This is a genomic window from Campylobacter fetus subsp. fetus (genome assembly GCF_900475935.1).
In the GTDB taxonomy this organism is placed as follows: Bacteria; Campylobacterota; Campylobacteria; order Campylobacterales; family Campylobacteraceae; genus Campylobacter; species Campylobacter fetus.
Genome location: NZ_LS483431.1, coordinates 959792 through 985218, shown reverse-complemented (window position 1 = coordinate 985218; position 25427 = coordinate 959792). Strand labels below are relative to the sequence as shown.

Here is a 25427-nt window from a genome sequence, read left to right as displayed (position 1 = left end):
GCAGTCTATAATCTACCCTAAATATAGACTTTATAAATTTTCTTACTAAATTTAGTGATTTTTATCTTTGCTAAGATAGATTTTTATATCTATTTTTTCTTTAGGGCTCAATATTTTAAATGAATTTAAAAAAGCTTGTCTAGCCTTTAGCTCTTCTTTGCTTTTTGGAGGGGAACTAAACTTTAACGCTTTATCCCATTTTAAGTCATCTATAAATTTAGGGTATTTGCTTAAAAATGTTGGAGTATTGTCAAATTTAGAGTTTTGTGGTATAATGTCATTGTTGGTTGAGATAGGAGACTTTATCTCATTAAACTTAGCATTAGCAGAAATAGCCTTGCTATCGCCAACAACAGTCTCTTTTAAATTCTTTTTTTCATAACTAGTAATAATCCAGCTATTATCCCCTTTACCCATCCATCCTTTAGATAAACCAACTGCATAAATTCTATTATTAGTCTTATAAATAATTGTATCAACACCATTTTTAGATACTACTTTACCTTTTTCTATTATTTCGCTTATACCATTTATCATCTTTTCAGTAGGATTTGCTCCGTTAAAATTTGCAAAATCATTTAAATGTTTAGCTTCTATCTTAGCAAGTCCATAGCCGTTTAGTTTTTTATCTACTTCTCCCCAAACTAAATCAATATCGCCTAGCTCTTTTCTTTGAAAAGCTCCAGCTACTTGTCCTTGTTTTTCTACTAATAGCTTTTTGATAGCATTAGATCCGTCGTGGTAAAACTCTGCGTAATTAGTGCCAAACTCTTTAATCGGCTTTGCTTTTACTTGTGAGCTTGGATATTTACCGTCTCGTTTGGTGTTTTGTGGTATAATATCGCTATTAGTAGGTGAAAAATGCTCTTTGCTGGTATTCATTTGCGACCCGGTTACTTGTTGACTATGTTGGGGATAGGTCGTCCCAACCACCGACTTATCATCAAATATCTTTTTATCTGTTTCGCTCATTTTTTTATCTTTATTCAAATGAATAATTCCGTTACTATCCCTACTGATTGTCATATCTGACATTCTTTTATCGCTTGTTTTAGTAGCAATATATGCTAAATTTGGGTCTTTTAAACTATTTCCAGCGTAATCTTGAAACTCAAATAGCATTTTTATAGTTTTATACACATCTCTTTTATTATTAAACATTTCAGGATGTTTGTCATAAAGATACTGCAAACTAGCCCTAATGCGAGCTTGTGGTAGTTTTAATTCATTAGTTAGTTCTTTTTCAATATCTATAAAAGCATTATAAGGGTATGTTTGTTTAGCACTATTTGGATAAGTCGCAAACCCATCGCCTTTTAAAACGTCATTATTTAAATTTGGCTTTAAATCGCTTTTTAAAACTTGGTTTAAATCATTACTAAACTCAACAACCATTTAATCGTATTAGCATCTGCTCCATTTGTCTCGGCTTGTTTTATATAGCCTTTTAGTCTGCCATCATTTATTTTTATATATTTAGCAGCTTCTCTTAAATGATATTTAAAGGCTGCATCGTATCCAAAATACGGTATATACTTAAATGCTATTCCTCTAATTGCGTTTAGATATCCTGTTTTGTGAAGTCAAATTTAAAGATGATCTTGAAAGCTATGTAGAAGTATTGTCTGATATCCAAAAAAGAGATGATTTTAAAGAGTGGCTATCTTACCTTGCTAGAGCCTTTAAACTGGCACTTTGTAGCGAAAAGGTGAGTGATATACTAAGTCAAGATGAGATAAAAACTTATAAAAGCAAGATCAAATTTTATAATGAACTAAGACAAGTGGCACAGCTAAGATATCATGAGACTTGCGATTTTGGTAAATATGAAGCGCAAATGCAAAAACTACTAGATACCTTTGTCAATGCAAATGGCATAAATGAGCTAACAAAGCTTGTAAATATCTTTGAGACAGAATTCGATGAAGAAGTACAGAGGGTCGAGGGTAAAAACGCCAAAGCCGATACGATCTTAAGTGCTATAAGTGCCGTGATACAAGAAAGGATGGAGTCAAATCCTGCATTTTACAAATCTATCTCAGACCAGATCGAAGACGTGATCAGCAAATACAAAGAAAAAAGACTTAGCGAAGAAGAAAAACTAGCCAAGGCAAAACAGCTAAAAGATCTCATAACCGGCGCGATAAAGCCAAACATAGATAAATATCCAAAGGAATTTGAAAATAAAAAATCTATATTTGCGATTTATGATAATCTAGTTGATATCTTAGGCGATATAGAAGTCCCAGACTCAAAGCTCATAATTAAAAATTTGACTATCAAATTTGATGAAATCTATGAAAAAGCATCAAAAAAGCCAGAATGGATCAAAAATAAAGATGTCGAAAACGACATTACTAGCGCTATGGAAGACATGCTATGGGATATAGAAGATGAGTACGGAATCTCTATCGAAAATAAAGAAATAATTTATCAAACAATCAGAGGTATCGGGATCGGCTTTTATGCTTGAAAATATTTTAATCGTTAAAAAAGATGTAAAAAACATCACATTAAAGGTAAAGCCTACAGGCGAAGTTGTTTTGACTACTCCAAAAGCTGTAAGTGATGAGTATACGGAGTATATTATCAAAAAAAGAGCTAAATGGATAGAGCAAAAAAAAGAATTTTTCGCGTCGTTTCAAACCAATCAAAAAGAGTATGTAAGTGGTGAGGAGTTTAGATATTTAGGTAAGAGTTATAGGCTAAAAGTCATTAGCTCAAAAGACGAAAATGTCAAACTCCAACGCGGCTATCTAGAAATTCGCACCAAAAACAAAAATGACCTAAACAAGAAGCAAAATTTGTTATATGAGTGGTACTATGAAAAGGCTTTGCTTCATTTTTTTAGCATTTTGCAAGAGTGGAACAAGATAGTAAAGCGTGATATAAAAGATATCAAGATAAGGCAAATGAAGACAAGATGGGGGAGCTGCAATCCATATAAATCATATATAAATCTCAATATCGAGCTTATCAAAAAGCCTAAAATTTGCATCGAGTATGTTATATTTCATGAATTAACTCATCTGATATATCCTGATCATTCAAGCAAATTTTATGAGTATTTATCGCTTTATATGAGCGACTGGGAAAAACGAAAAGAGATTTTAGGGCAATCGAATTTATAATTTAATTCATAATCGGTTGCTATTTATTTTTAAATTTAATATTTGTCAAGTAACGGATTTGAGTTTTAAACTTATCATATTTTTATCCAAATTTAGTTACACTTTGCGTATCAAATTTACGGAAGAAAAATATGCAAAGATACCCTACAAAACAAATTTTAGTCGGAAATGTCAAGATAGGCGGCGATGCTCCTATCAGTGTTCAGTCTATGACATTTGCAAAAACTAGAGATGTGAAAGAGTGCTTAGAGCAGATAAATAGGCTTTATTTTGCAGGTTGTGATATAGTTCGTTGCGCAGTGTTTAACAAAGAAGATATTGTTGGTCTTGAACAGGTAAAAAAAGATAGTCCGTTGCCTATAGTAGCTGATATACACTTTAATTATAGCTATGCTGTGGCTGTTTCTAAATTTGTAGATGCTATTAGGATAAATCCTGGGAATATCGGTGGAAAAGATAGGATAAAAGCTGTCGTGGAAGCATGTAAAGAGCGAAATATTCCTATTAGAATAGGCGTAAACTCAGGTAGTCTTGAAGAGCAGTTTGAAAATAAATACGGACGCAGCGTAAAAGGTATGGTGCAAAGCGCTTTATATAACATAGGATTACTTGAAGAGCTTGAATTTACCGATATCGCAGTGAGTTTAAAGTCTAGTGACGTGTATAATACCATGCAAGCTTATAGAGAGCTTCGTCCACTTACTTCATATCCGTTTCATCTCGGAGTTACTGAAGCAGGGACTACTTTTCATGCAACTATAAAATCAGCTATCGCTCTAGGAGGTTTGCTGCTCGAGGGTATCGGCGATACGATGAGAGTTAGTATAACAGGTGAGCTTGAAGAGGAGATAAAAGTTGCTCGCGCCATACTTCAAGATACCGGACTTCAAAAATCAGGATTAAATATCATATCTTGTCCTACTTGTGGAAGACTACAAAGTGATCTTGTGAGTGCTATAAAAATAGTTGAAGAAAAAACTAAGCATATAAAAGAACCTTTAAATGTAAGCGTGATGGGATGTGTGGTAAATGCGATAGGAGAAGCAAAAGGAGCTGATGTTGCTATAGCTTTTGGTAAAGGAAATGGACTGGTGATGAGGCACGGTGAAGTCGTAGCAAGACTAAAAGAGCATGAGCTAGTAGATAGATTTTTAAGTGAAATAGATGATGAGATCAAGCAAAGGGCTAGTAATAATGGCTGAGATAATAGGACAAAATTTATACGATCTTGATATGGAAAGATCGATTTTAAGTGCGATTTTATTTAGTGAGGATAATCTTGGCGAGATTTATGATCTTATAAATCCTAGTGATTTTTATTTAAAAGGTCACGCTGATGTTTACGGCGCTATGATAGAATGTTTAAATCATGATGAACCGGTTGATATGGCATTTGTTAAAAAACGACTTGCAAATAATTTTGATGATACTGTTTTTACCGAGATTATTACAACAAATTCTATATTGGATATAAAAAAATATGCTACGGAGCTAAAAGAGAAGTCTATAAAGAGATCTTTGATTAATGTAGCGCATAAAATTCCTAATAAAGTAAATGAAGATAAAGCAAGTCGTGATATGGTAGATGATATAAGCGGTGAAATTTACTCGCTTGTGGATAATTCAAATAACGGAATTATTAAAGAAAGTAAAGAGATTATTACCGATGTTATCAAAGAGTTGGAAAAACAAAAAAATCTAATTGATCGTGATATAGTCGGGATTGATACCGGATTTAAGGTATTAAATGAGAAAACAAAAGGCTTTAAAGACGGTGATTTGGTTATTATAGCTGCACGTCCTGGAATGGGAAAGACTACTTTTGTATTAAATCTTGTGCAAAAAGTGTTAAATCAAGATTTGGGCGTTGTATTTTTCTCTTTAGAAATGCCGGCAACTCAGCTTATGTTAAGGCTTCTTAGTGCTAAAACTTCAATTCCGCTTCAAAATTTAATGACTGCGGATATGGATAATGATGAAATCTCTAGGCTAAGCGATGCTTGCGACGAGATGTCTAGAAAAAAACTGTTTGTTTATGATAGCGGAAATGTGACCATTCATCAAGTAAGAACTCAGATGAGAAAACTAAAAGCGTCTCATCCCGAAATCAAACTTTGCGTGATTGATTATATCGGTTTGATGACAAATTCTTCGGCTTACACTGATAGACATCTACAAATAGCCGAGATTTCTAGAGGCTTAAAGCTTTTAGCTCGTGAGTTAAATCTTCCGGTAATTGCTTTATCTCAGCTAAACAGAAGTTTAGAAGCAAGAGCAAATAAAAGACCGATGTTAAGTGATTTAAGAGAATCAGGAGCCATAGAGCAAGACGCCGATACTATTTTATTTGTTTATAGAAATGATGTTTATATGGAGCAAGAAGAGAAAGAAAGGGAGCAAAAAGCAAAGCTTGATGGGAAAGAGTATGTGAGAAAATTTGTTCCAAATAAGATAGAAGAAAATGCTGAGATTATCATTGGGAAAAATAGAAACGGACCAACCGGTACCGTTGATGTGATATTTCAAAAAGAATTTACTCGTTTTGTCGATAAGAGTTTTTCAGCTCCTAGTATGAGCGTAGAGTTTAATGGATAGTAAAAAACAATAAAACCGCTTTTGGTTCTTTTAGCGGTTTTAAATTTATCTCGTTTTATTTAAATTTTGTGATTTTTTTGAGTTTGTATTATATAAAAAATCGCCGTTATAATTATAAATATAATAGATAAAAGAACTATTGTAGTACCGTATTTACCACTTAAAAACATATCCCCGGTGTTCATTCCGAAAAACCCTGTTATTAAATTTAACGGTAGAAAAAATGCCGAGATAACTGTTAAAATATATAAATTTTTATTATGTTTTTTATCTTTTAATGAATTATAATAACTAAAAGTTATAGCCAATCTTGAAGCGGTATCATCTATGATCTTGTCTATCCTTTTTAACGATTGTATATCGTTTTTAAACTCTTTTTTATAATTTATAAATTCATCTACAAATTCGTTTAAAGCTATCATAAAATATTGATGCAATATCGTAAAAATAGAAAAATTATGCTTTAATTTAAAGTATTTTTCTAAAAAATTGCTATCAAATTTATTTTTATATATTAGATTTTCAGTACTTAAAACTTCTTCTTCATACTTATCAAGATTTGTTCTAAAATAGTTTATAGCGCTTTTTACCGCTGTTTCAAATTTAGCAAAATCAACTTTTATAAACTCTTTGCCGTTTTTTTCAAATATCTCATCTCCTAAAAATACAAATCCCGCATTTTGACTATGAAAATCCGTGCTTATAATAAGCAGTTTGTAGCCTTCCCCACTGAAATATCCGCTTCTACTAGATGCTTTTTCTAGCTTTTTTCTATGTTCGTCATTTATCATATCATGCCTCTTTTTGCGTAGAATTCTCTTTTAAATTCTTTAAATTTACCTTGCATTATCGCTTCTCTCATCTGTTTTACTAAATTTAGATAATAATGCAGATTATGAAGACTTGCAAGCCTAAAAAACGTAAGTTCTCTAGCTTTATAAAGGTGATTTAAGTATCCGCGGCTAAAGTTAGAGCAAGTATAGCAGTCGCATTCAGGATCGATCTTGTTATCGTCTTTTATAAACGCTGCGGATTTTATGTTTATCTTCCCGAAACTAGTAAAAAGAGTACCGTTACGCGCGTTTCTAGTGGGCATAACGCAATCAAACATATCTACGCCTCGCTCCACGTTTTGTACTAAATCCTCAGGAGTTCCCACGCCCATTAAGTAGCGCGGGCGATTTTTGTCTATGAATGGCATAAGGGCTTCAACCGTGTCATACATCTCTTCATTGCTCTCTCCGACGCTTAGTCCGCCTATAGCAAGTCCGTCAAACTCCATCTCGCAAAGTGCCTCGGCGCAGAGTTTGCGCGCATTATAGTCGGTTCCGCCTTGAATGATCCCAAAGATATTTTGATCTATCCCCACGCTTTTTTGTTTGTTTGATTTGTGATATTCACACGCTATTTTCGCCCAGTTTATCGTCCTTTTTATGCTGAGATCAATTCTTTCTTTAGTAGCAGGGAGCGCTACAAGATCATCAAGTATCATCATGATATCGCTACTCAAATCATACTGAGTATCAAGTACACTTTTAGGTGTAAAATAGTGCATACTGCCATCTATATGGCTTTTAAATTTGATCCCGTTTTCATCCGGTTTTGAAATTTTTGATAGTGAAAATGCTTGAAATCCACCGCTGTCTGTTAAAAAACTTCTATCAAATTTACTAAAACCGTGCAATCCGCCAAACTCCCTTACAACCTTACTTGTTGGCCGTAAATATAAATGATAGGTGTTTGCTAGTATTATTTTTGCATCTAAAATTTCTTTTAAATCTATGGCATCCAAGCTTTTAACCGCTCCAAGTGTTCCGACAGGCATAAAAATAGGAGTTTGGATCGTCGAATGAGCTGTTTGCAAAGTGCAAGCTCTGGCGTTGCCGTCTGTTTTATCTATTTTAAAATTCATTTATGATACAATTCCTTTTTTAAATTTTGGAGATTTTATGAAAAATATCTTGATAATTGCGGATGGTATTTTAGCAAAACATTTCTTAGAAAGGCTTTTTAACACTAAATTTAATAGCCTTCACAACTATACGATTATAACTTATAATGAAGAAACTTTGCCAAAAACAGACGTAAATTTTGAAAATTTTAATTTTTATAGCTTTGATCCGACTAGTTTTTCAAAGCTTAAGTTGCATATGAAAGATAGTTATGAAAAAGCTATGGTAATTATGCAAAGTGAGTTTGACAGTAAATCCGTTTATGAAAATTTGAAAAAAATAAATTCCAAAATCGAGATAGACATAATGGATTTATGGGGATTTGATGAGGAGTTCAAGAGCGATCATAGGCTAAAACTTATAGATGCTAGGAAAATTTTAAGCTCGAGATTTATGGATTTTTTACCGGATGTTCCTGTCATTGCCGATAATATCGGTCTTGGTATCGGCGAGATAATGGAGGTAAAAGTACCTATAGGAAGCAGTTATGTATATCGTCACGTAGGAAATATCCGTAAAAAAAAGTGGAAAATAGCAATGATTTATCGGCATCAAAACTACATTATAGCTGCTCCGGATACAATAATTTTGCCAAATGACGTACTTCTTATAGTCGGAGAACCGCGCGTTTTGCAAAGCGTATTTAGAGCGGTAAAAAAAGAGCCCGGACAGTTTCCAAATCCGTTTGGAAACAATATATATCTAATTTTAGATATGAAAAATATGAGCGATGACGAGATGGATAGTCTCATAAAAGACTCTTTGCTGATTCATTCTAAGCTAAATAGCAAAAAATTATTTATAAAAGTTATAAATCCAACACTTTCTAATATGTTTAATAAGATCAAAAATCTTGCTACAAATAGCGTTTACGTTATAATTGATTATTTTAGTTTCGGGATAAATATAACCAAATCCAATATGGGCGAGTTCGATATCGGACTTATTATCACGGATACAAAGACGTTTAAAAGAAAAAAAGAGCTATTTTACTCCGTAAAGTTGCCCCTGCTAAAAATAGGCAATGCGGGATTTTGTACCATAAAAAACGGAGTTATAGTGGGAAATGAAGAGGATGCAGAAAGACAGTCTAGTGTCATAATGGACTGTTGTAAGCAACTAGATTTTAATATCGATTTTTATCATTTTAATTCTAAATTTAGTGGAGATGACAGTGGTTTAATTGAACATTTCGAGAGTCTTTCAAAACTATTTAATAAAAATGTTAATATAATAAAAGATATCGGAAATCCTCTTTTAAAACTTAGAAAAAGAAGTGATGTTTTGCAATTTTTATCTTTTAGTCAAAAAATTTTAGACGATGGGTTTTTGTCTATTTTTTCAAAAGATACAGATAGATTGCATTATATTCTTGATAAGAATTATCAGATGTTTATACCGCAAAATGATAAAATTAGGGAGTAAATATGAGATTTTTATTTTTTATAATTTTTTCTACTTGTTTATTTGCAAATGAAAATGATATAGTAAAAGATATATATAAATTAAGTCTTGAAGTAAGAGGAAATACTCATATATGCGGTTCTAGCGGCGATGAGTATTTTGTAAATTTAAACGAGATAATAACTCTCGGTCTTAATGATCCTATAAAATATGAAAAACAACTTCCAAATAAGCAAGATTATGAAGAGGCTACGTCAAAAGATAGGGAGTATTTTCGTTTTTGGGCTGTTAGAAGTATAAGCAATTTCATCCTTTTTAATGATTTTAATGACGCATATACAAAGTTAATTCCTAAATTAACGGATTATTATATAACTAAATTTGGATTTAGCAAGCAAAGAGCTATATTTTTTGCTATTCGTTTAGCAAATGAATTTTTATATATGGCCGTGGGAAATTATGAAAAGGCGTACAAGCTAAGTACTTTAGAGAGAATGGCTACGAATCCAAATTTAAATAAAGAGGAATTTATATCTCTTATTTATACTAATAAACCTACTAGAAATGAGATAACAAATTTATTAAATATTGCTTTGCTATATAATCAAAATGAAGATATATTGCAAACTCTTATAGATTTTGGTGCTAGCATAAATGGAGGTGATGAATCAGCTCTGTTTTTTGCTCTAAAAAATATGAAAAATGTTGAATTGTTGATAAAACATGGAGCAAATATAAATTATGAAAATTCATTCGGAAAAACTGCGCTATTTTATGCGATTGATTTTGGAGATATCGATTTAATCAAATTTTTGGTAGAAAATGGAGCTAATACAAATCATAAATATATAAACAAATCAGGAAAAGACGCTATAGCATCTGGATTTAGAAATATCCCGTTTTATCAAAATCTTTGTGCTTTAGAACATACTTCAAGAACCGTTTTTATGCATGCTGCATTTCATAGCGTTCCTGAAGTGCTAGATCTGCTTATAAAAAATGGAGCTAATATAGATGATATAGACGATATGGGATATAATGCCCTTGATTACGCTATTTGGAGCAAAAATAAAGAAAATATAATGTTTTTAGAAAGTTTGCAATTAAAATCAAATTTAGAAGGTGAAATATGAAAAATACAGCTTTTATAACCGGAGCAACGTCCGGTTTTGGAGAGGCAGTCGCTAGAGTTTTGGCAAGCGAGGGATATAAACTCATACTTCTAGCAAGAAGACTTGATAGACTAGAAAATCTCAAAAAAGAGCTGAAAAACGTACATATAATCAATGCCGATATAAGAGATAAAAATGCTATTTTTAAAGCTATAGATGAACTTCCTGAGCAATTTAGAGATATAGAAATATTGGTTAATAATGCAGGTCTTGCTCTTGGTCAAGAAAGAGTTTTAGAAGCAAATTTGGACGATTTTGAAACTATGATAGATACAAATATAAAAGGCTTATTATACGCTACAAAAGCCGTTTTACCTATAATGAATAGGAGAAAAAGCGGATATATCTTTAATCTTGGTTCGGTAGCTGGAGCATGGCCGTATCCGGGCGCTAATGTTTATGGAGCCACAAAAGCATTCGTAAAACAGTTTAGTTTAAATCTTAGAAATGACGTAAAAGGCAGCAACATACGAGTTACAGAAATAGCTCCTGGTATCGCAAAAACTGAGTTTAGCGTTGTTAGATTTAAAGGTGATGAAGATAAAAGCGACAGTGTTTATAACTCTACGCAGTATTTGAAAGCTGAAGATATCGCTAAAATAGTTCTTGATTGCATTAATTTACCAAAACATGTAAATATAAATACGCTTGAAGTAATGCCTACTACTCAGAGTTGGGCTGGATTTTTCTTTGAAAAAGAGTAAGTTTGCAAGAAAATAGCTGTGAGTACTTAAAACATTGCGGAAGTTGTACTTTGGATATGCCTTATAGTGAGCAGATTGATTTTAAAAAGAATTTTATAAAAGAGTATTTTAAAGATTTTCACAATGGCGAAATTATATTTTTCAGATCACCGATTTCTAAATTTAGAAGTAGGGCGGAGTTTGGCTTATATCACGATGATAATAGTCTTAGTTATACAATGAGAAGAGCCGATGGCGGCTATTTAAAGATAGATAAATGTTCTATAGTCGATGAGAAAATATCCGTCATCATGCCGGTTTTGTTGGATTTGTTAAAAGAAAATCAAAATTTAAAAGCAAAGATTTTTGGGGTTGAGTTCATAACTACAAGAGATGAAATTTTGATTATTTTACTTTATCACAAAGACGCATCTACTATAATTCAAGAGCTTACTTGGTTGCAAAGTAAGCTTAAAGTCGGTTTGATAGCAAGAAGCAAAGGTAAAAAACTTGTATTTGGAAGTTCAAGTTTAAATGAAAAATTATTTATAAACGGTAAAAGTTATCATTATGTTTTTGGAGACGCTGCTTTTATCCAGCCAAATAGAAATATAAATGAAAATATGATTTCATGGGTTTTAGACCATACTACGGATTGTAAAGATCTCCTTGAGCTTTACTGCGGACACGGAAATTTTACCATTCCTCTTAGTTTTAAATTTAACAAAGTTTTGGCTACGGAGATAAGCAAAGCTTCTATTAACAGTGCTTTAAAAAATTGCGAGTTAAACGGTGTAGATAATATCAAATTTACAAGATTAAGTGCCGAAGAACTTATGGAAGCTTTTCTCTTTAAAAGAGATTTTCGTAGATTACAAGATATAGATTTAAGAAGTTATGAATTTAGTCATATTTTAGTAGATCCGCCGCGAGCAGGATGCGATAAAAGCGTGTTAGATTTCATACGAAATTACGAAAATATAATTTATATATCTTGTAATCCGTTGACCCTAAAAGAGAATTTAAAACTACTTTGCAAAACGCATAGTGTAGATAAATTTGCTATTTTTGATCAGTTTGTTCATACAAATCACATCGAATGCGCAGTAGTTTTAAAAAAATATTAGAAGCCATTTAAACTGGCTTCCAGATTTATTTATCTATTTTACGTACTTTAGCAGTAACCATATTATTAAATATATTAAATAAATTTATTGATTGCTCTTCTGCGTATTTGAATTTTTCTATAATATCCATAGGATTTGCATGTTTGCTAGCTAGATCGATAGCTTTATTTACATATTCGTGGATTGTTTTATGCGGATCAAGTATTTGAGCGAACTCAACAGTATCTTCAAATATATCTTTGCCTCTTGATTCGTACCATTTTCCTAGACGACATGATGTGTGATCTGCTAGTTTTTCGTAATTTTTTGTTAGAACATTGCCATATCCGCCTACTTTAAATACAACGTGATCTAGTTTAACTAAAGATACGAAAATATCATATGATATGGCTTGAGCATTGTTTTCGATGTGTTTTGTTCTATCTACAAGGTCTTTAAATTTAGATATAAAACCTTCTACGTGTTTGTTTGACTCTATAGATATATTTTCAACTTCTTCGCTTTGAGCAAACATGTCGCTAGCATTTTGTTTTAGTAAGTTTATGTTCATCTCTACTTCAGCGGTTGCTTTTTGAGTACGCTCAGCTAGTTTTCTTACTTCATCTGCAACAACCGCAAATCCACGTCCGTGCTCACCGGCTCTTGCTGCTTCTATAGCTGCATTTAGAGCAAGAAGATTTGTTTGATCTGATATGTCTTTGATCAAATTTATCACGTTTGTGATCTCATCAACGCTTTTATGTAGATTTTCCGCTGTTGCGCGTGATCTATTTGATGAGTTTGTTATTTCGTTTAGGGATTCTATTAATCTATTGCTAGTTTGAGAAAGCTCTCCGATATTTTGTATATTTTCATCTATAGTTGTGATACAGTTATGCGATAATTCGAGATTTCTTTCTATTCCGCTTTGTATATTTTTAGCGCTATTTTTAATACCATCCACCATAACATGCGCCATAGAAGATATAGTATCACAATCTTGCGATTTTTCTATTTTTTCTTTTAGTCCTTGAATCTCCGTTTTTAGATCTTCATTTTCTTTTGTCTTATTTTCCAGCTCTTTTTTAAGAGCATCTATTTTTAATTCGTACTGTTTGTTTACATTATTTGATGAACCAAACACTTTTTACCCCCTTTTTTTTCATACCTTACTTTTACTTAATATTCTATGCTAATAATTATTTATATAGAATAATTATCAAACTTTATGAATACAATAATATAAAAATTTTGATTAAATAATACTTAAACAAAATAAAAAGATAAGGGGTGAGTATAGAATTGAGTTTGAGTAACACTCAAACTCGTAGAAAAGTGTTTAGTTAGTTTGATTTAGATTTTTTATATTCCATTAAGATATTATAAGCTTCATCTTTTAATCTTAATTTTTCTTTTTTAAGAGTTTCTAATTCATAAGGATCGGCGTATTCTCTGCCTTCTTCTATATCTGATATTCTTTGGTCAAGTTCATTGTGTTTGTCAAAAACGCTATCAAATCTTGCATTTTTACCTTTTAGTTCCGTGATTAAATCTCTGTATTCGTGTAGCATATTCTCTCCTTTAAAAATAATAATATCTTAGCATTGTATCATTTGCTTACTTAAAACTCATTTATGAACGGTAATCCGCGTTTATTTTAACATACGTGTGTCCTAAATCGCATCCGTAAGCCGTAAATTTAGCGTCTGCTATACCCAAAAAACAGCTTATTTTATAGCTGTTTTTTTTCATAACATTATGAGCTTTTATCTCTCTTTCTTGATCTAATTCGGGATTATTTTTGTCGAATACAAGCACATCGTCATAATATATAATTAACTTTTCTTCATCACATTCTACGCCGCTAGCTCCTATGGTTGAAGCTATTCTACCCCAGTTTGGATCTTCTCCAAAAATTGCTGTTTTTACTAAAAGAGAATTCGACAAAGCCTTTGCTGCCTTTTGCGCTTCATCATAGTTTTTTGCTCCATTTACTTCAAATGCTACTACTTTTGTACTTCCTTCCCCATCTTTTACTAAATTTAAAGCCATAGTTTTTGTGATAGTTTCAAGTGCAAATTTAAAAGCATCTTTGTCATAAACTCCGCTTTTTTGTGAGCTTAAAAGCATTAAAGTATCATTGGTGCTGGTGTCGCCATCTACGCTTATCGCATTGAAGCTCTCTTCTACGCAGCTTTTTAAAAGTTCATCCATATCTTTTTGCGGTATATTTGCATCTGTTAAGATAAAGCATAACATCGTCGCAAATGCTGGATTTATCATACCTGCACCTTTGCAGATACAAGCTATGTTAAAGCTTTTGCCATCTTCAAGTTCAATTCTAAAAGCTATCTCTTTTTTAAAGCTATCTGTTGTCATAATCGCTTGAGCTGTTGCGTCAGAATTGCGTGAGATAAGATCAAATTTGTTTGCGGCTTCTATTATTTTGTCTTTTTTAAGACGATATCCGATAACTCCGGTTGAACTCATGATAGGATTTATCAAATTTAGCTTCTTACCAAGTTCTTTAAATATATCATCTATATCATCTATACCGGCTTTTCCGGTCATTGCGTTTGCATTTTTTGAATTTAATAAAACAAAGTTTGTTTTGAAGTTTTTACCGTATTTTTTAAAATGCTTTATCGGAGCTGCTTGAAATTTGTTTGAAGTAAATATAGCTGAAACCATTACCGGCTCATCGCTTCTTATGAAGCCTAGATCATTATCTCCGTTTGTCTTAAATCCGGCATTTACTCCGCCGAAATAAAACCCTTCAACATTCTCAAGTCCATTTTTCAGGCTTATAAGATTAAACATATTTAAATTCCTCCGGTTTGTGTTTACTGAAAATGAGTTTTTTAGTAGCTCTTATACTCTCGGCAGTTCCTATAACTAGCAGTCTTGAGCCTGTTCCTATAAGAGTATCGCCTTTTGGCATAGGAGTAAATTTATTATTTTGATCTCTGATACCTACTACATCGGCGTTTGTGATATCTCGCAAATGAGTTTCTTTTAATCTTTTGAATCTTAGCCAAGATAGATCAGGAACTTTTATCTCCTCTATATCGATCGGCGAATCTTTTTTATATAAAAATTGCTCTAGCATATTTTCCATATCCGGTCGTACGCTCATAGCCGAAAGTCGTTGCGCGACTAATTTTGATGGAGATACTACCGAGTTTGCACCTAGTTTTTTTAGTTTTTGCGTGTCATCGTCATTATCTGAATTTGTCATTATAAAGTATGGTTTTATTCTACCAAGCTCTTTTTCATACAGTCTAACGGTTGCTATAAGAGCTATATTGTCAGCGATATTTGAACTTAAAGTTATAAGTCCTTTTGCGCTTGAGAGGTGAGTTTTTAACATAGCGTTTTGCGTGTGCGGCTCATCTACTATGTAATACGGATATTTATATATTTCAGCTAGACTAGGAAGATCTTCTCTATTATCTACCACAACAAACGGTATATGATTTTCTCTAAATTGTCTTGTGAGTTCTATAGTATAGATATTGTGATAGCAAATCACAAAGTGGTTTTTGAGTCTGGCTATTTTATATATCATATTTCTCTCCTTTAAAACCTTCGTTAAAGCACCTTTTTTAAGTACTTCTATAAAAAGACCCATAGAAAATGTAAAAACTCCAAATCCCATGAGAATAAAAGTTATAGTAAAAAGTCTCCCTGATGGACTAATAGGCGCAACTTCGGTAAAACCAACAGTCGTAAAGGTCATACCGGCTTGATAAATACCGTCTATTAAAGTGAATCCATCGATAAAAACATATCCTAAAGCTCCAAATAGCATCATAAGAACAACGGATATCAAAGGAAGTCTAAATGATTTTAACTGCTGGTAAAGTTCTGTATTTAGATCGTATTCTGGTTTGGACTCATCAGTCCAATTGAGGAATTTTTTAATCTTTTGTAGTAAAGACATTAATTCCTCTTTTTATGTATTAGTGTGATTGTTTTTTCATTGTTCTTAAAGTAGAAGCTGCAACTCTGATTTTTCTTGTTGTACCATCTTCAAGCATAACACGAACCGTACGAAGGTTTGGCATAAATCTTCTTTTTGTTCTATTATTAGCGTGACTTACGTTGTTTCCAACCATAGGTCCTTTTCCTGTTATTGCACATCTTTTTGACATATTTTTTTCCTTACAAACAAAAATTTGGGCTGATTATATCTAAAATAATTGTAAATTTAGCTTAAATTTGGGCATCATAAGCCCAAATTTTAGAAATTAAAACGCAGGAACTACAGCGCCTTTATAATTATCAGATATAAATTTTTTAACTGAGTCTGTGTTGATAGCATTATCAAGTGCTTTTATTTTTTTGCTATTTTGATTTCCGTCTTTAACAACTACTATATTAACATACGGACTCTCTTTACTTTCTATAAGAAGCGCATCTTTTGTAGGATTTAAATTTGCGTTCATAGCGAAATTCGTATTTATAACGGCTATATCAACATCATCTAAAGTTCTTGGAAGAGTGGCGGCTTCGATCTCTTTAAATTTAAGATTTTTAGGATTTTTAGTTATATCAAGCGGAGTTCTTAATTTAGCGCTCAAATCTACTTCTATAAGTTTAGCATTTACTAAAACATCAAGAGCGCGACTTTCGTTTGTAGGATCATTTGGTATACTTACTATAGCACCGTCTTTTAGATCTTTAAGAGATTTTAGTTTTTTACTATAAACTCCCATCGGCTCAAGATGTACGCCTACTGTTTTTACTAAATGAGTGCCTTTGTTTGCATTAAACTCATTTAAATACGGTATATGTTGAAAAAAGTTTGCATCCAAATCACCGTCTTCAACCGCTAGATTTGGAATTACATAATCATTGAATACTTTAATTTCAAGATCATATCCTGCTTTTTTTAGCTCAGGCTTTATAAACTCTAAGATCTCTGCGTGAGGAACTGGAGTAGCTCCGACTTTGATAACTTCTCCAAATGCTGCGCTTATAAGGCTAGAAGCAAGTAGCGCTGCGATAGTTAATTTTTTCATTTCGTCTCCCTTTTTTAAATTTGGCGGTATTATACTAAAAAATAGTTATGTAAATCAAGTGCTTTGATATAATTTTTTAAATTTTTACTAAATTTTATATTTAATTGCCTAAAAAAGGGAATATAAATTTATATATCTATTAAATATATTTATATATTTTCAGATAAAATTTAGTTGTAAAAACGATTTTAAATTTAGAAAATATTTATCAAATTATTTTATTTTCATAAAAATAGGATAATTTAACTCTAAGCTGATATAATAATATTAAAAAACAAGGAAATAAAGTGCAAAAAATTTTAACCATAGCAGGTTCTGATTGCAGTGGAGGAGCTGGCATACAAGCAGACATCAAAACTATAACTGCTCATAAAATGTATGCAATGAGCGTTATCACAGCTCTTACTGCACAAAATACAATGGGTGTTTATGGTGTTCATGAAGCTCCTAGTGAGTTTGTTAAAGCTCAAATAGACGCTTGTTTTAAAGATATCGTTCCAAATGCAGTTAAAATCGGTATGGTATCAAACTCATATATAATAAAAGCTATAGCAGCAAAATTAAAAGAGTATAACGCTAAAAATATAGTTATAGATCCGGTTATGGTAGCTACTAGCGGTGGTAAATTAATGCAAGATAGCGCCATAGAAGATGCTATAAGCGAGCTGTTTTGTCTAGCCGACATTATAACGCCAAATATAGCCGAAGCCGAGATTTTAAGCGATATAAAGATAATAGGCATACATCATATGAAAGAAGCTGCTTTAAAGATATCACAACTTACAGGCGGAGCGGTTTTAGTAAAAGGCGGGCATCTAAGAGATGATGCAAGCGATGTTTTGTATTACAACGGCAAATTTGAGGTGCTAAGCGAAGAAAGAGTTCATACAAACGATACTCACGGTACTGGTTGCACTCTTTCAAGTGCTATAGCATGTGCTTTAGGAGCAAATAAAGATATGTATTATGCAGTCAAAAGCGCCAAAAAATTCGTCACAACTGCTTTAAAAGGGGACTTAAAAATAGGCAACGGTAATGGCGCGATAGATCATTATTTCAGGATACCTGAGATTTTTTGATCTAGCTCGAAATGAGCTAGATATTATTTGAAAATATATTCAAAATTTTCGTATAAATTTATTTCTTAGTGATTTTATAGAGTAGGTTTCCTATCATCTGGATAACTTGAACTAAGACTATCAAGATGATTACCGTATACGCCATGATATCTGGACGAAATCTTTGAAAACCGTATCTCATCGCCACGTCCCCAAGCCCGCCTCCGCCAACGGCTCCGGCCATTGCGGTAAATCCAATCACTACTATAAGAGTTAGAGTTATAGCGTTTATAATGCTAGGAAGTGCTTCTATAAACATAATTTTAAATAAGATTTGAGTTTTGTTTGCACCATAGCTAAGAGCAGCCTCTATGACGCCATAATCCACTTCATTCATAGCGTTTTCTATAAGACGCGCTATAAACGGAGCCGAACCGATAGTAAGAGGAACGATAGCCGCACTTGTTCCTATGCTAGTGCCTACTATAAATTTAGTAAGAGGAAAAAGCACTATAATGAGTATTATAAACGGAAAACTTCTAAGCACATTTACTATTAAATCCAATGTGTTATAAATCCCTTTATTTGGTTTAAGACCGTTTGGTTTTGTCAAAACCAATATAATAGCAAGCCCCAAACCGATCATGAAAGCTAAAAACGTAGATATAAAAGTCATATAAAGTGTATCTATAGTCGCTTCTAAAAGAAGTTTTGGTATCATTTTTGCTCCTTTACTATCTCGTATAACACGCCTGATTTTTTTATAAATTCTTCTACTTTTATTTCATCTTTTGGATCTACGTTTATAACAAGACTTCCAAGCACGTTATTGCCCAATCTTTCTAGTTTTCCCCATACTATGTTGAAGTCTATATTAAGTTCTCTAGCCATTGATGTTATAACGCTGTTAAAAGCGACTTTAGGCGGAAAAAATAGTCTGATATTAACTCCGGTTGTAGGTAAAATTTCCTCTGCTCCTAAGAATTTTTTCATATTTTCATCCGGTTTCAAAAATAGGTCGATTATGTTACCTTGATTTGTTATGATACCTTGTTCAAGTAAAATAGCGCGGTTTGATATGCTCTTTACAACTTCCATTTCGTGAGTAACTAAAACTATAGTTATACCTAAGGTTTCATTTATTTGTCTTAAAAGAGTTAAAATTTGATTTGTAGTATTTGGATCAAGCGCACTTGTAGCCTCATCGCTAAGCAAAATTTTTGGTTTTAATGCTAGAGCTCTAGCTATCGCAACTCGTTGTTTTTGACCTCCGCTTAGCGAGTTTGGATAGTTGTTTGCTTTATCGCTTAGCCCTACAAGCTCTAAAAGTTCATGAACTCTTTTTTGGATATATTCTTTATCGTATTTCCAAAATTTAAGCGGAGTGGCTATATTTTCAAATACCGTTTTTCTGCTCATAAGAGCAAAATGTTGAAATATCATGCCTATATTCCGTCTTAACTCTCTAAGCTCATTTTCGTTTAAGTTTGAAACTTCTTTGTTATCTACTTTTAAACTTCCGCTTTGATAGCTCTCAAGTCCATTGATGCAGCGAAGCAGAGTGCTTTTTCCGGCGCCGCTGTGTCCAACTATAGCAAAAATTTCACCGGCTTTGATTTTGCATGAAACATCATTTATGATAAGATTTTTACCGTAGTATTTTTTTAAATTTGTTATTTGTATCATATTACGCCTAAGGTTTTAAGTTCGCTCATTACTTTTTCAAATTTATCTTTTGCCGTTGTTAATCCTTCGCGGTTGGCGCTTAAGACGGTCTCTGGAGCGTTGGCTACGAATTTTTCATTATTTAGCATACCTTCTAGTTTAGCTATCTCTTTTTCAAGCTTTGCTTTTTGCGAACTGAGTCTAGCGATGATAGGAGCGGTATCTACACCATCAAGTGGCACAAAGCTCTCAAGGTTTTCGCTTACGTCTCTGGCTGAGTTCGGTACTATCTCATCTGTTAGCTCTATCTCTTCGCATTTTGCAAGTAGTTTTATGTAGTTCGTAACTCCGTTTATATCTATTTTATTATTAAATTTAATATAAGCTTTTTTTACTTTTGCGTTGCCTTGATCTATAGTCGCTTTTGCGCGCCTTAAACTTACTATAGCTTCTATGACTGCGCTCCAAGTTTCGACTATTTTTTGATCTGGAGTGCTGATTTTAGGGTATTTCATCACCATTATAGATCCGGAATTTTCTAAGTTCGTACCGCTTAATTCGTGATACAAATACTCGCTGATGAACGGCATAAATGGACTTAGTAGTTTCATGCTCTCTTTAAATATCATTCCTAGCTCTATCACGCTACTTTTATCTACTTTTGATAGCTCGATTCCCCAGTCGCAAAACTCGTCCCAAAGGAATTTATATATATCGTTTGCCGCGTCGTTAAACCTATATGCGTCTAAATTTGATCTTACTAAATTTACGCAGCTTTTAAATCGGCTTAGCATATATCTACCAAGATCTGTTTTTATACTATTTTCATCAAAATCAGGAAAATTGCCCGCGTTTAGAAGTAGGAATTTACTTGCGTTATAAAGCTTGTTCGTGAAGTTTCTTACTAATACCATTTTTTCTTCGCTAAGTCTGATATCACGACCTTGCACGCAAAGCAAAGTGAGCGTAAAACGCAAGATATCGGCTGAGTATTCGTCTATTTTGGTAAGCGGATCTATCACGTTTCCGCTACTTTTACTCATCTTTTTACCGTCTTTATCTTTGACAAGAGCGTGAAGATAGATATCTTTAAATGGAAGCTCGCCCACTGCATTCCCGCATTGAAACATCATTCTAGCGACCCAGAAAAATAGTATATCAAATCCTGTTATAAGCATAGTGTTTGGATAAAATTCACTCAAATCTCTCTCAAACCATTTCTCATTTTTCAGCTCGTCCGCGTTTCCCCATCCAAGTGTCGAGATAGGCCAAAGTCCTGAACTAAACCACGTATCAAGAACGTCTGGATCTTGAGTAAATTTATTTCCGCCGCATTTTGGGCATTTTATTGGTTTTTCGTTTTCGTCTGCCCACTCATGTCCGCATTCACAGTAAAATACGGGAATTTGATGCCCCCACCACAGTTGCCTTGAGATGCACCAGTCTTTTAGCTCTCTCATCCATGCATTAAAGCTATTTATCCAATGAGACGGGAAAAACTCCGCTCCGCCATCATTTACATTTTGTATCGCCTCGTTTGCGATATCTGATTTTACAAACCATTGTTTTGATATGTATGGTTCTACTACGTTTTTGCAGCGATAGCAGTATCCGACTTGATTTTCATAGTCTTCTATCTTTTCTATAAAGCCCAAAGACTCTAGTTTAGCTACTACTTTATCTCTTGCTTCAAGTCTTTCAAGTCCTTCAAACTCACCGCACTGCTCATTTAATATGCCTTTTTCATCAAATACAGTTATGAACTCCAAGCCGTGTCTGTTACCGACTTCATAGTCATTTGTATCGTGAGCTGGAGTGACTTTAACTATGCCTGTTCCAAAGTCCATATCTACGTGATCATCGGCTATGATTTTTATGCGGCGATCAATGATAGGAAGAGTGACGAATTTGCCTACAAGACCCTTATATCTCTCATCTTTTGGATTAACCATTACGGCGGTATCGCCAAAGTACGTTTCTGGTCTAGTCGTTGCGACTATTACAAATTTATTGCTATTAACTATAGGATATTTTATATGATAAAGTTTGCCCTTATTTGCTTTGTGTTCGACTTCTACGTCGCTAAGTGCGCCATCGTGAGTACACCAATTTACCATATAATTTCCGCGAACTATCAAGCCTTTATTATATAAATTTACGAAAGCTTTTCTTACGGCGTTTTTAAGTCCCGCGTCCATAGTAAAGCGCTCTCTGCTCCAAGCAGGAGTTATACCAAGACGACGCATTTGATGAACTATACTTCCGCCACTTTTTTCTTTCCATTCCCAGGTTTTTTTAAGGAATTCTTCGCGTCCAATCTGTTCTTTTGTAACTCCGTTTGCTAAAAGTTGTTTTTCTACGACGTTTTGAGTGGCGATACCTGCGTGGTCAAGTCCGGGTTGCCAAAGCGCTTTGTATCCGTCCATTCTTTTATATCTTGTCATTATATCTTGTAAAGTAAATGTAAGCGCATGTCCTATATGAAGTACTCCAGTTACGTTTGGCGGTGGCATCATTATACAAAATTTCTTATCTTTTTCTAAGATAGCTTTGTTTCCGTCTATCTCGAAATACCCGCGATCTTCCCAAATTTTATAGAATTTTTCTTCAATTTCTTTTGGATTATAAAACTCAGCCATAAATTTACCTTTAAATTTAAAAAATGCTAGATTTTATCTAAATTTAACTAAAGTATCGTTTAATAGTATTTACTGTTTATAACTTTTGTATATATTATCTAGTAAATTTCAAGATATTTATAAATTTTAAATGATATAATACTTGAGAAAATCCAAAAATTGAAAGGAATAGTTATGGAGTATCGTATCGAAAAAGACACAATGGGTGAGATCAAAGTTCCAAACGACAAGTACTGGGGCGCTCAAACAGAAAGAAGTTTGGAGAACTTTAAAATCGGCAAAGGAACTATGCCAAGCGAGGTTATAGAAGGTTTTGCTTATCTTAAAAAAGCTTGCGCTATCGTAAATAATAAATTAGGTCGCTTAGACGACTCAAAAACAAAAGCTATCGGAGAAGCTTGCGACGAGATATTAAGCGGCAAACTAGATGGAAATTTTCCTCTTGTAGTATGGCAAACAGGAAGCGGAACTCAGTCAAATATGAATTTAAATGAAGTTATCGCTAATCGCTCTACCGAGCTTTTAGGCGAGGATTTTAGAACAAAAAAATTAGTTCATCCAAACGACGACGTAAATAAAGGTCAAAGTTCAAACGATACCTATCCGACAGCTATGAGAATCGCCTTTGTTTTAGAGCTGCAAAAACAACTTTTTCCGGCGATCGATAAACTTTTAGCTACACTTGAGGCAAAAAGTAGAGAGTTCAAAAATATCGTAAAGATCGGTAGAACTCACTTACAAGACGCTACTCCTTTAACTTTAGGTCAAGAGTTTAGTGGATATGCTCATATGTTAAAAGCTAGCAAAGCTCAAGTTTTAGCTACTCTTCCGTTTTTAGAAGAGCTTGCTATCGGCGGAACTGCTGTTGGTACGGGTCTAAATTCTCATCCTGATTTTAGTCCTATGGTGAGCGAAGTTTTGAACGATTTAACAAAAACAGAGTTTAAGTTCAAATCTCATCCAAACAAGTTCCACGGCTTAACAAGTCATGATGCAGAAGTTTTCTTAAGCGGTGCATTAAACGGACTTGCATCAAATTTAATGAAAATAGCAAATGACGTTCGTTGGTTAGCAAGCGGTCCAAGATGCGGTATCGGTGAGATAAATATCCCTGAAAACGAACCCGGAAGCTCTATCATGCCAGGTAAAGTAAATCCTACTCAATGCGAAGCCGTAACCATGGTAGCCGTCCAAGTAGCAGGAAATCACGTAAGCGTTGCGATGGCTGCGTCTCAAGGTAACTTTGAGCTAAACGTATTTAAACCTGTACTTACTCATAACTTGCTTGAGAGTATTCGTCTTTTAAGCGACGCTATGGTTAGCTTCAACGATCATTGCGCTTTAGGAATCACTGCAAATGAAGCCAAAATAGATAAACTTCTTCATGAAAGCCTTATGCTAGTAACTGCGCTAAATCCGCATATCGGATATGAAAATGCGGCAAAAATAGCAAAAACTGCTCATAAGCACGGTACGACTTTAAAAGAAGAAGCTATAAATTTAGGTCTTCTAACAGCTGCTCAGTTTGATGAGTGGGTAAAACCTGAAGATATGACTGCTCCTAAGAAGTAATATTATAAGTAACATTTATGTTAAGCTCAGAATTAATCGAGCTTAACGTCCTAATATCTTTTTTATCTATTTAGCTTTTTGCATAATTAGATCTGAAATAACCTGACTTGAGTTTCCAAGATTATATATTTCTTCATTTCTATATTTAAGTATTTTATCGTTCCACTCTTTTAAATTTAAATTTTCTATATGATTTACTAATTCATCAACACTCCTAGAAATAATATGCAAGTTTTCATCTGCAAAACTTAGCATCTTGCCGTTTATATTCTCTTTTTCAAAATCATCTCCCATAATATCAGATGGGTAAAATAGCATGCAAGGCTTAAGTGTAGTAAGCGGAAAGCTAAAAATCGTAGAAGAGTAGTCCCCTATAGAACAAATAGCTTTTTGCAGAGTTTCATTCGTAAGCTTTGGGGAGTCGTCATAGACAAATCCTTTTTTGCCTTGAAAAAACTTAGTTATTTCTACATTTTCTTTTTGGTTGTGAAAGTGAGGATTTGGTCTAAAAATTATTTCATATTTTAAATTTAGAAGTTTATCGATAGCTTCCATAACCTTTTTGTACGATTTAAAATGATGAAACATTACTAAGACAGATTTTTGCGGCTTTTTTGGAGTATAATTTTTAATCTGCTTATCGATATTTGGATAACCTAGCTTTAAGAGTTTAGCCTTGCTATTTAAAGCGTTAAAATAGATCTCATCGCTTTTCATAGCAGCTATATAGTAACACCCTATAGCCGTTCCAAAAGTATCTATGCTCTCTTTTTTTGTTATATCGCAAAATTTATGTGCTATAAGATAGCTTCTTAACATGGTCATATGATGAGAAAATACCATGGCAAATGTATTTTGATGCGCAAAACACTCACCTTGATAGCTAATATTTACACTAGAAAGTAGAACCTTGAAATTGTAATATTTTAAGCAATTCATAGGTATCAAGATATTTTTTAATCCCATAAAATTTCTATCTTTTTCATAATTTTCTATTGTTGTATTTACTATAAAAAGATTTTGATTGTTTTTTATAAGAATATCGAAAATATCGCCAAAATGTCTATTTCCATAGATACCGTAAGTGAGAATGGCAATGCTGTTTTTTAAATTTATATTCTCAAATTTAAGTAAATCTTCAGCTATAAATTCAAATCCGTCAGCCCAGATTAAATTTAGATTTTCTAGATTAGATATAAGTTTAGCTCTTATTTCTCTAGACTTATAAGTGCAAGTATCCGTGGCTAAAAGAACCGCCGTACCCCCCCCTACTATTTTTTCTAAGTTTTCTTCTAGCTTAGCACCGGTTTTAAAATCGTCTAAAAACGAGCATGTATGACCTAGTAAGTTTAGATTATAAGCTAGTATATGAGAGTGTCCGCCATTTGGATAGACAAAGTAATGCATTTTTCTCCTTTATAAATTT

Annotated in this window: 23 protein-coding genes and 1 pseudogene; 10 read left to right on the top strand and 14 right to left on the bottom strand. The window is 33.3% G+C overall.

Going from position 1 to position 25427, the window contains the following annotated elements; all coding sequences use genetic code 11:
* Positions 1 to 51 precede the first annotated feature (51 nt).
* Complete coding sequence (locus tag DQN38_RS08920) at positions 52 to 1395, bottom strand: putative barnase/colicin E5 family endoribonuclease (protein WP_065843805.1); 1344 nt, start codon at positions 1393 to 1395, stop codon at positions 52 to 54.
* A 160-nt stretch (positions 1396 to 1555) separates the two neighbouring features.
* Between DQN38_RS08920 and DQN38_RS04850 the strand changes: the two genes are divergently transcribed.
* The 4 genes from DQN38_RS04850 to DQN38_RS04835 all read left to right on the top strand — a co-directional run bounded on the left by DQN38_RS04850 (position 1556) and on the right by DQN38_RS04835 (position 5726).
* Entirely contained in the window at positions 1556 to 2473 is a 918-nt protein-coding gene (locus tag DQN38_RS04850; protein WP_065843804.1) for a type I restriction enzyme endonuclease domain-containing protein, read from the top strand.
* Positions 2466 to 3131, top strand: a complete 666-nt coding sequence (locus DQN38_RS04845; RefSeq protein WP_065843803.1) for a M48 family metallopeptidase — start codon at positions 2466 to 2468, stop codon at positions 3129 to 3131. The genes DQN38_RS04850 and DQN38_RS04845 overlap by 8 nt, the downstream gene beginning before the upstream one ends.
* Before the next feature lie 131 nt (positions 3132 to 3262).
* Positions 3263 to 4333, top strand: coding sequence for a flavodoxin-dependent (E)-4-hydroxy-3-methylbut-2-enyl-diphosphate synthase (gene ispG, locus DQN38_RS04840; RefSeq protein WP_065843802.1), 1071 nt, complete (start codon positions 3263 to 3265; stop codon positions 4331 to 4333).
* Between the two features lie 4 nt (positions 4334 to 4337).
* The gene (locus tag DQN38_RS04835; protein ID WP_024305236.1) at positions 4338 to 5726 is read left to right on the top strand and encodes a replicative DNA helicase; all 1389 of its coding nucleotides are present in this window, start codon (positions 4338 to 4340) and stop codon (positions 5724 to 5726) included.
* Between the two features lie 59 nt (positions 5727 to 5785).
* Here the strand turns inward: DQN38_RS04835 and DQN38_RS04830 are convergent, their stop codons facing one another.
* Together DQN38_RS04830 and tgt are read right to left on the bottom strand one after the other, a co-directional pair.
* On the bottom strand, positions 5786 to 6517 hold the full coding sequence (locus DQN38_RS04830; protein ID WP_002849533.1) for a CorA family divalent cation transporter: 732 nt from the start codon (positions 6515 to 6517) through the stop codon (positions 5786 to 5788).
* Positions 6514 to 7638, bottom strand: a complete 1125-nt coding sequence (tgt, locus tag DQN38_RS04825) for a tRNA guanosine(34) transglycosylase Tgt (RefSeq protein ID WP_002849532.1) — start codon at positions 7636 to 7638, stop codon at positions 6514 to 6516. Before tgt ends, DQN38_RS04830 begins: the two co-directional genes overlap by 4 nt.
* Positions 7639 to 7675: 37 nt before the next feature.
* Between tgt and DQN38_RS04820 the strand changes: the two genes are divergently transcribed.
* The 4 genes from DQN38_RS04820 to trmA are packed head-to-tail and all read left to right on the top strand — an operon-like array spanning position 7676 to position 12064.
* Positions 7676 to 9103 carry a COG3400 family protein gene (locus DQN38_RS04820; RefSeq protein ID WP_011732027.1) on the top strand — a complete coding sequence of 476 codons (1428 nt, stop codon included), beginning with the start codon at positions 7676 to 7678 and terminating at the stop codon, positions 9101 to 9103.
* A gap of 2 nt (positions 9104 to 9105) precedes the next feature.
* The gene (locus DQN38_RS04815) at positions 9106 to 10215 is read left to right on the top strand and encodes an ankyrin repeat domain-containing protein (protein ID WP_002849531.1); all 1110 of its coding nucleotides are present in this window, start codon (positions 9106 to 9108) and stop codon (positions 10213 to 10215) included.
* Complete coding sequence (locus tag DQN38_RS04810; RefSeq protein ID WP_065843800.1) at positions 10212 to 10958, top strand: SDR family NAD(P)-dependent oxidoreductase; 747 nt, start codon at positions 10212 to 10214, stop codon at positions 10956 to 10958. Before DQN38_RS04815 ends, DQN38_RS04810 begins: the two co-directional genes overlap by 4 nt.
* A gap of 2 nt (positions 10959 to 10960) precedes the next feature.
* Entirely contained in the window at positions 10961 to 12064 is a 1104-nt protein-coding gene (gene trmA, locus DQN38_RS04805) for a tRNA (uridine(54)-C5)-methyltransferase TrmA (RefSeq protein WP_065843799.1), read from the top strand.
* Positions 12065 to 12089: 25 nt separating this feature from the next.
* Here trmA and DQN38_RS09275 read toward each other — a convergent pair whose 3' ends face one another.
* The 7 genes and pseudogenes from DQN38_RS09275 to DQN38_RS04775 form a co-directional block, all read right to left on the bottom strand.
* Complete coding sequence (locus DQN38_RS09275; RefSeq protein ID WP_225893285.1) at positions 12090 to 12440, bottom strand: CZB domain-containing protein; 351 nt, start codon at positions 12438 to 12440, stop codon at positions 12090 to 12092.
* Positions 12441 to 12506: 66 nt separating this feature from the next.
* Positions 12507 to 12794 (bottom strand): annotated as a pseudogene (locus DQN38_RS09270) (methyl-accepting chemotaxis protein); the annotation flags it as partial.
* 592 nt (positions 12795 to 13386) lie between these two features.
* Positions 13387 to 13614, bottom strand: a complete 228-nt coding sequence (locus DQN38_RS04795) for an HP1242/YdcH family protein (RefSeq protein ID WP_002849526.1) — start codon at positions 13612 to 13614, stop codon at positions 13387 to 13389.
* Positions 13615 to 13675: 61 nt separating this feature from the next.
* Positions 13676 to 14863 (bottom strand): bifunctional glutamate N-acetyltransferase/amino-acid acetyltransferase ArgJ, encoded by a 1188-nt coding sequence (gene argJ / locus DQN38_RS04790; RefSeq protein WP_111738199.1) that lies wholly within the window; start codon positions 14861 to 14863, stop codon positions 13676 to 13678.
* On the bottom strand, positions 14856 to 15986 hold the full coding sequence (locus DQN38_RS04785; protein ID WP_011732024.1) for a potassium channel family protein: 1131 nt from the start codon (positions 15984 to 15986) through the stop codon (positions 14856 to 14858). The genes argJ and DQN38_RS04785 overlap by 8 nt, the downstream gene beginning before the upstream one ends.
* 19 nt (positions 15987 to 16005) lie before the next feature.
* The gene (gene rpmB / locus DQN38_RS04780) at positions 16006 to 16197 is read right to left on the bottom strand and encodes a 50S ribosomal protein L28 (RefSeq protein ID WP_002849521.1); all 192 of its coding nucleotides are present in this window, start codon (positions 16195 to 16197) and stop codon (positions 16006 to 16008) included.
* 96 nt (positions 16198 to 16293) lie between these two features.
* On the bottom strand, positions 16294 to 17067 hold the full coding sequence (locus DQN38_RS04775; RefSeq protein WP_038453479.1) for a MetQ/NlpA family ABC transporter substrate-binding protein: 774 nt from the start codon (positions 17065 to 17067) through the stop codon (positions 16294 to 16296).
* A gap of 287 nt (positions 17068 to 17354) precedes the next feature.
* On the opposite strand from DQN38_RS04775, the gene thiD reads away from it, so the two are divergent.
* A complete protein-coding gene (thiD, locus tag DQN38_RS04770) occupies positions 17355 to 18146 on the top strand; it encodes a bifunctional hydroxymethylpyrimidine kinase/phosphomethylpyrimidine kinase (RefSeq protein ID WP_002849517.1) in 792 nt (263 codons plus the stop codon).
* 58 nt (positions 18147 to 18204) lie between these two features.
* Here the strand turns inward: thiD and DQN38_RS04765 are convergent, their stop codons facing one another.
* From DQN38_RS04765 to DQN38_RS04755, 3 genes are read right to left on the bottom strand one after another with little or no spacing between them, the layout of a single operon-like run.
* Entirely contained in the window at positions 18205 to 18846 is a 642-nt protein-coding gene (locus DQN38_RS04765) for a methionine ABC transporter permease (protein WP_002849515.1), read from the bottom strand.
* On the bottom strand, positions 18843 to 19811 hold the full coding sequence (locus DQN38_RS04760; protein ID WP_065844235.1) for a methionine ABC transporter ATP-binding protein: 969 nt from the start codon (positions 19809 to 19811) through the stop codon (positions 18843 to 18845). Before DQN38_RS04760 ends, DQN38_RS04765 begins: the two co-directional genes overlap by 4 nt.
* Complete coding sequence (locus DQN38_RS04755) at positions 19808 to 22429, bottom strand: valine--tRNA ligase (protein ID WP_111738198.1); 2622 nt, start codon at positions 22427 to 22429, stop codon at positions 19808 to 19810. Before DQN38_RS04755 ends, DQN38_RS04760 begins: the two co-directional genes overlap by 4 nt.
* A gap of 174 nt (positions 22430 to 22603) precedes the next feature.
* Here DQN38_RS04755 and fumC point away from each other — a divergent pair, with 174 nt between their 5' ends.
* A complete protein-coding gene (gene fumC / locus DQN38_RS04750; protein WP_111738197.1) occupies positions 22604 to 24001 on the top strand; it encodes a class II fumarate hydratase in 1398 nt (465 codons plus the stop codon).
* A gap of 66 nt (positions 24002 to 24067) precedes the next feature.
* On the opposite strand, the gene DQN38_RS04745 is transcribed toward fumC, so the two are convergent.
* Entirely contained in the window at positions 24068 to 25408 is a 1341-nt protein-coding gene (locus tag DQN38_RS04745; RefSeq protein ID WP_231944611.1) for a hypothetical protein, read from the bottom strand.
* Between the last annotated feature and the right edge of the window lie 19 nt (positions 25409 to 25427).

Coding starts and splice junctions, on each gene's coding strand:
- DQN38_RS08920 (WP_065843805.1), bottom strand. CDS start 1,395: ATGGTTGTTGAGTTTAGTAATGATTTAAACCAAGTTTTAAAAAGCGAT.
- DQN38_RS04845 (WP_065843803.1), top strand. CDS start 2,466: ATGCTTGAAAATATTTTAATCGTTAAAAAAGATGTAAAAAACATCACA.
- ispG (WP_065843802.1), top strand. CDS start 3,263: ATGCAAAGATACCCTACAAAACAAATTTTAGTCGGAAATGTCAAGATA.
- DQN38_RS04830 (WP_002849533.1), bottom strand. CDS start 6,517: ATGATAAATGACGAACATAGAAAAAAGCTAGAAAAAGCATCTAGTAGA.
- tgt (WP_002849532.1), bottom strand. CDS start 7,638: ATGAATTTTAAAATAGATAAAACAGACGGCAACGCCAGAGCTTGCACT.
- DQN38_RS04820 (WP_011732027.1), top strand. CDS start 7,676: ATGAAAAATATCTTGATAATTGCGGATGGTATTTTAGCAAAACATTTC.
- DQN38_RS04815 (WP_002849531.1), top strand. CDS start 9,106: ATGAGATTTTTATTTTTTATAATTTTTTCTACTTGTTTATTTGCAAAT.
- DQN38_RS04810 (WP_065843800.1), top strand. CDS start 10,212: ATGAAAAATACAGCTTTTATAACCGGAGCAACGTCCGGTTTTGGAGAG.
- DQN38_RS04795 (WP_002849526.1), bottom strand. CDS start 13,614: ATGCTACACGAATACAGAGATTTAATCACGGAACTAAAAGGTAAAAAT.
- argJ (WP_111738199.1), bottom strand. CDS start 14,863: ATGTTTAATCTTATAAGCCTGAAAAATGGACTTGAGAATGTTGAAGGG.
- DQN38_RS04785 (WP_011732024.1), bottom strand. CDS start 15,986: ATGTCTTTACTACAAAAGATTAAAAAATTCCTCAATTGGACTGATGAG.
- rpmB (WP_002849521.1), bottom strand. CDS start 16,197: ATGTCAAAAAGATGTGCAATAACAGGAAAAGGACCTATGGTTGGAAAC.
- DQN38_RS04775 (WP_038453479.1), bottom strand. CDS start 17,067: ATGAAAAAATTAACTATCGCAGCGCTACTTGCTTCTAGCCTTATAAGC.
- DQN38_RS04765 (WP_002849515.1), bottom strand. CDS start 18,846: ATGATACCAAAACTTCTTTTAGAAGCGACTATAGATACACTTTATATG.
- DQN38_RS04760 (WP_065844235.1), bottom strand. CDS start 19,811: ATGATACAAATAACAAATTTAAAAAAATACTACGGTAAAAATCTTATC.
- DQN38_RS04755 (WP_111738198.1), bottom strand. CDS start 22,429: ATGGCTGAGTTTTATAATCCAAAAGAAATTGAAGAAAAATTCTATAAA.
- fumC (WP_111738197.1), top strand. CDS start 22,604: ATGGAGTATCGTATCGAAAAAGACACAATGGGTGAGATCAAAGTTCCA.
- DQN38_RS04745 (WP_231944611.1), bottom strand. CDS start 25,408: ATGCATTACTTTGTCTATCCAAATGGCGGACACTCTCATATACTAGCT.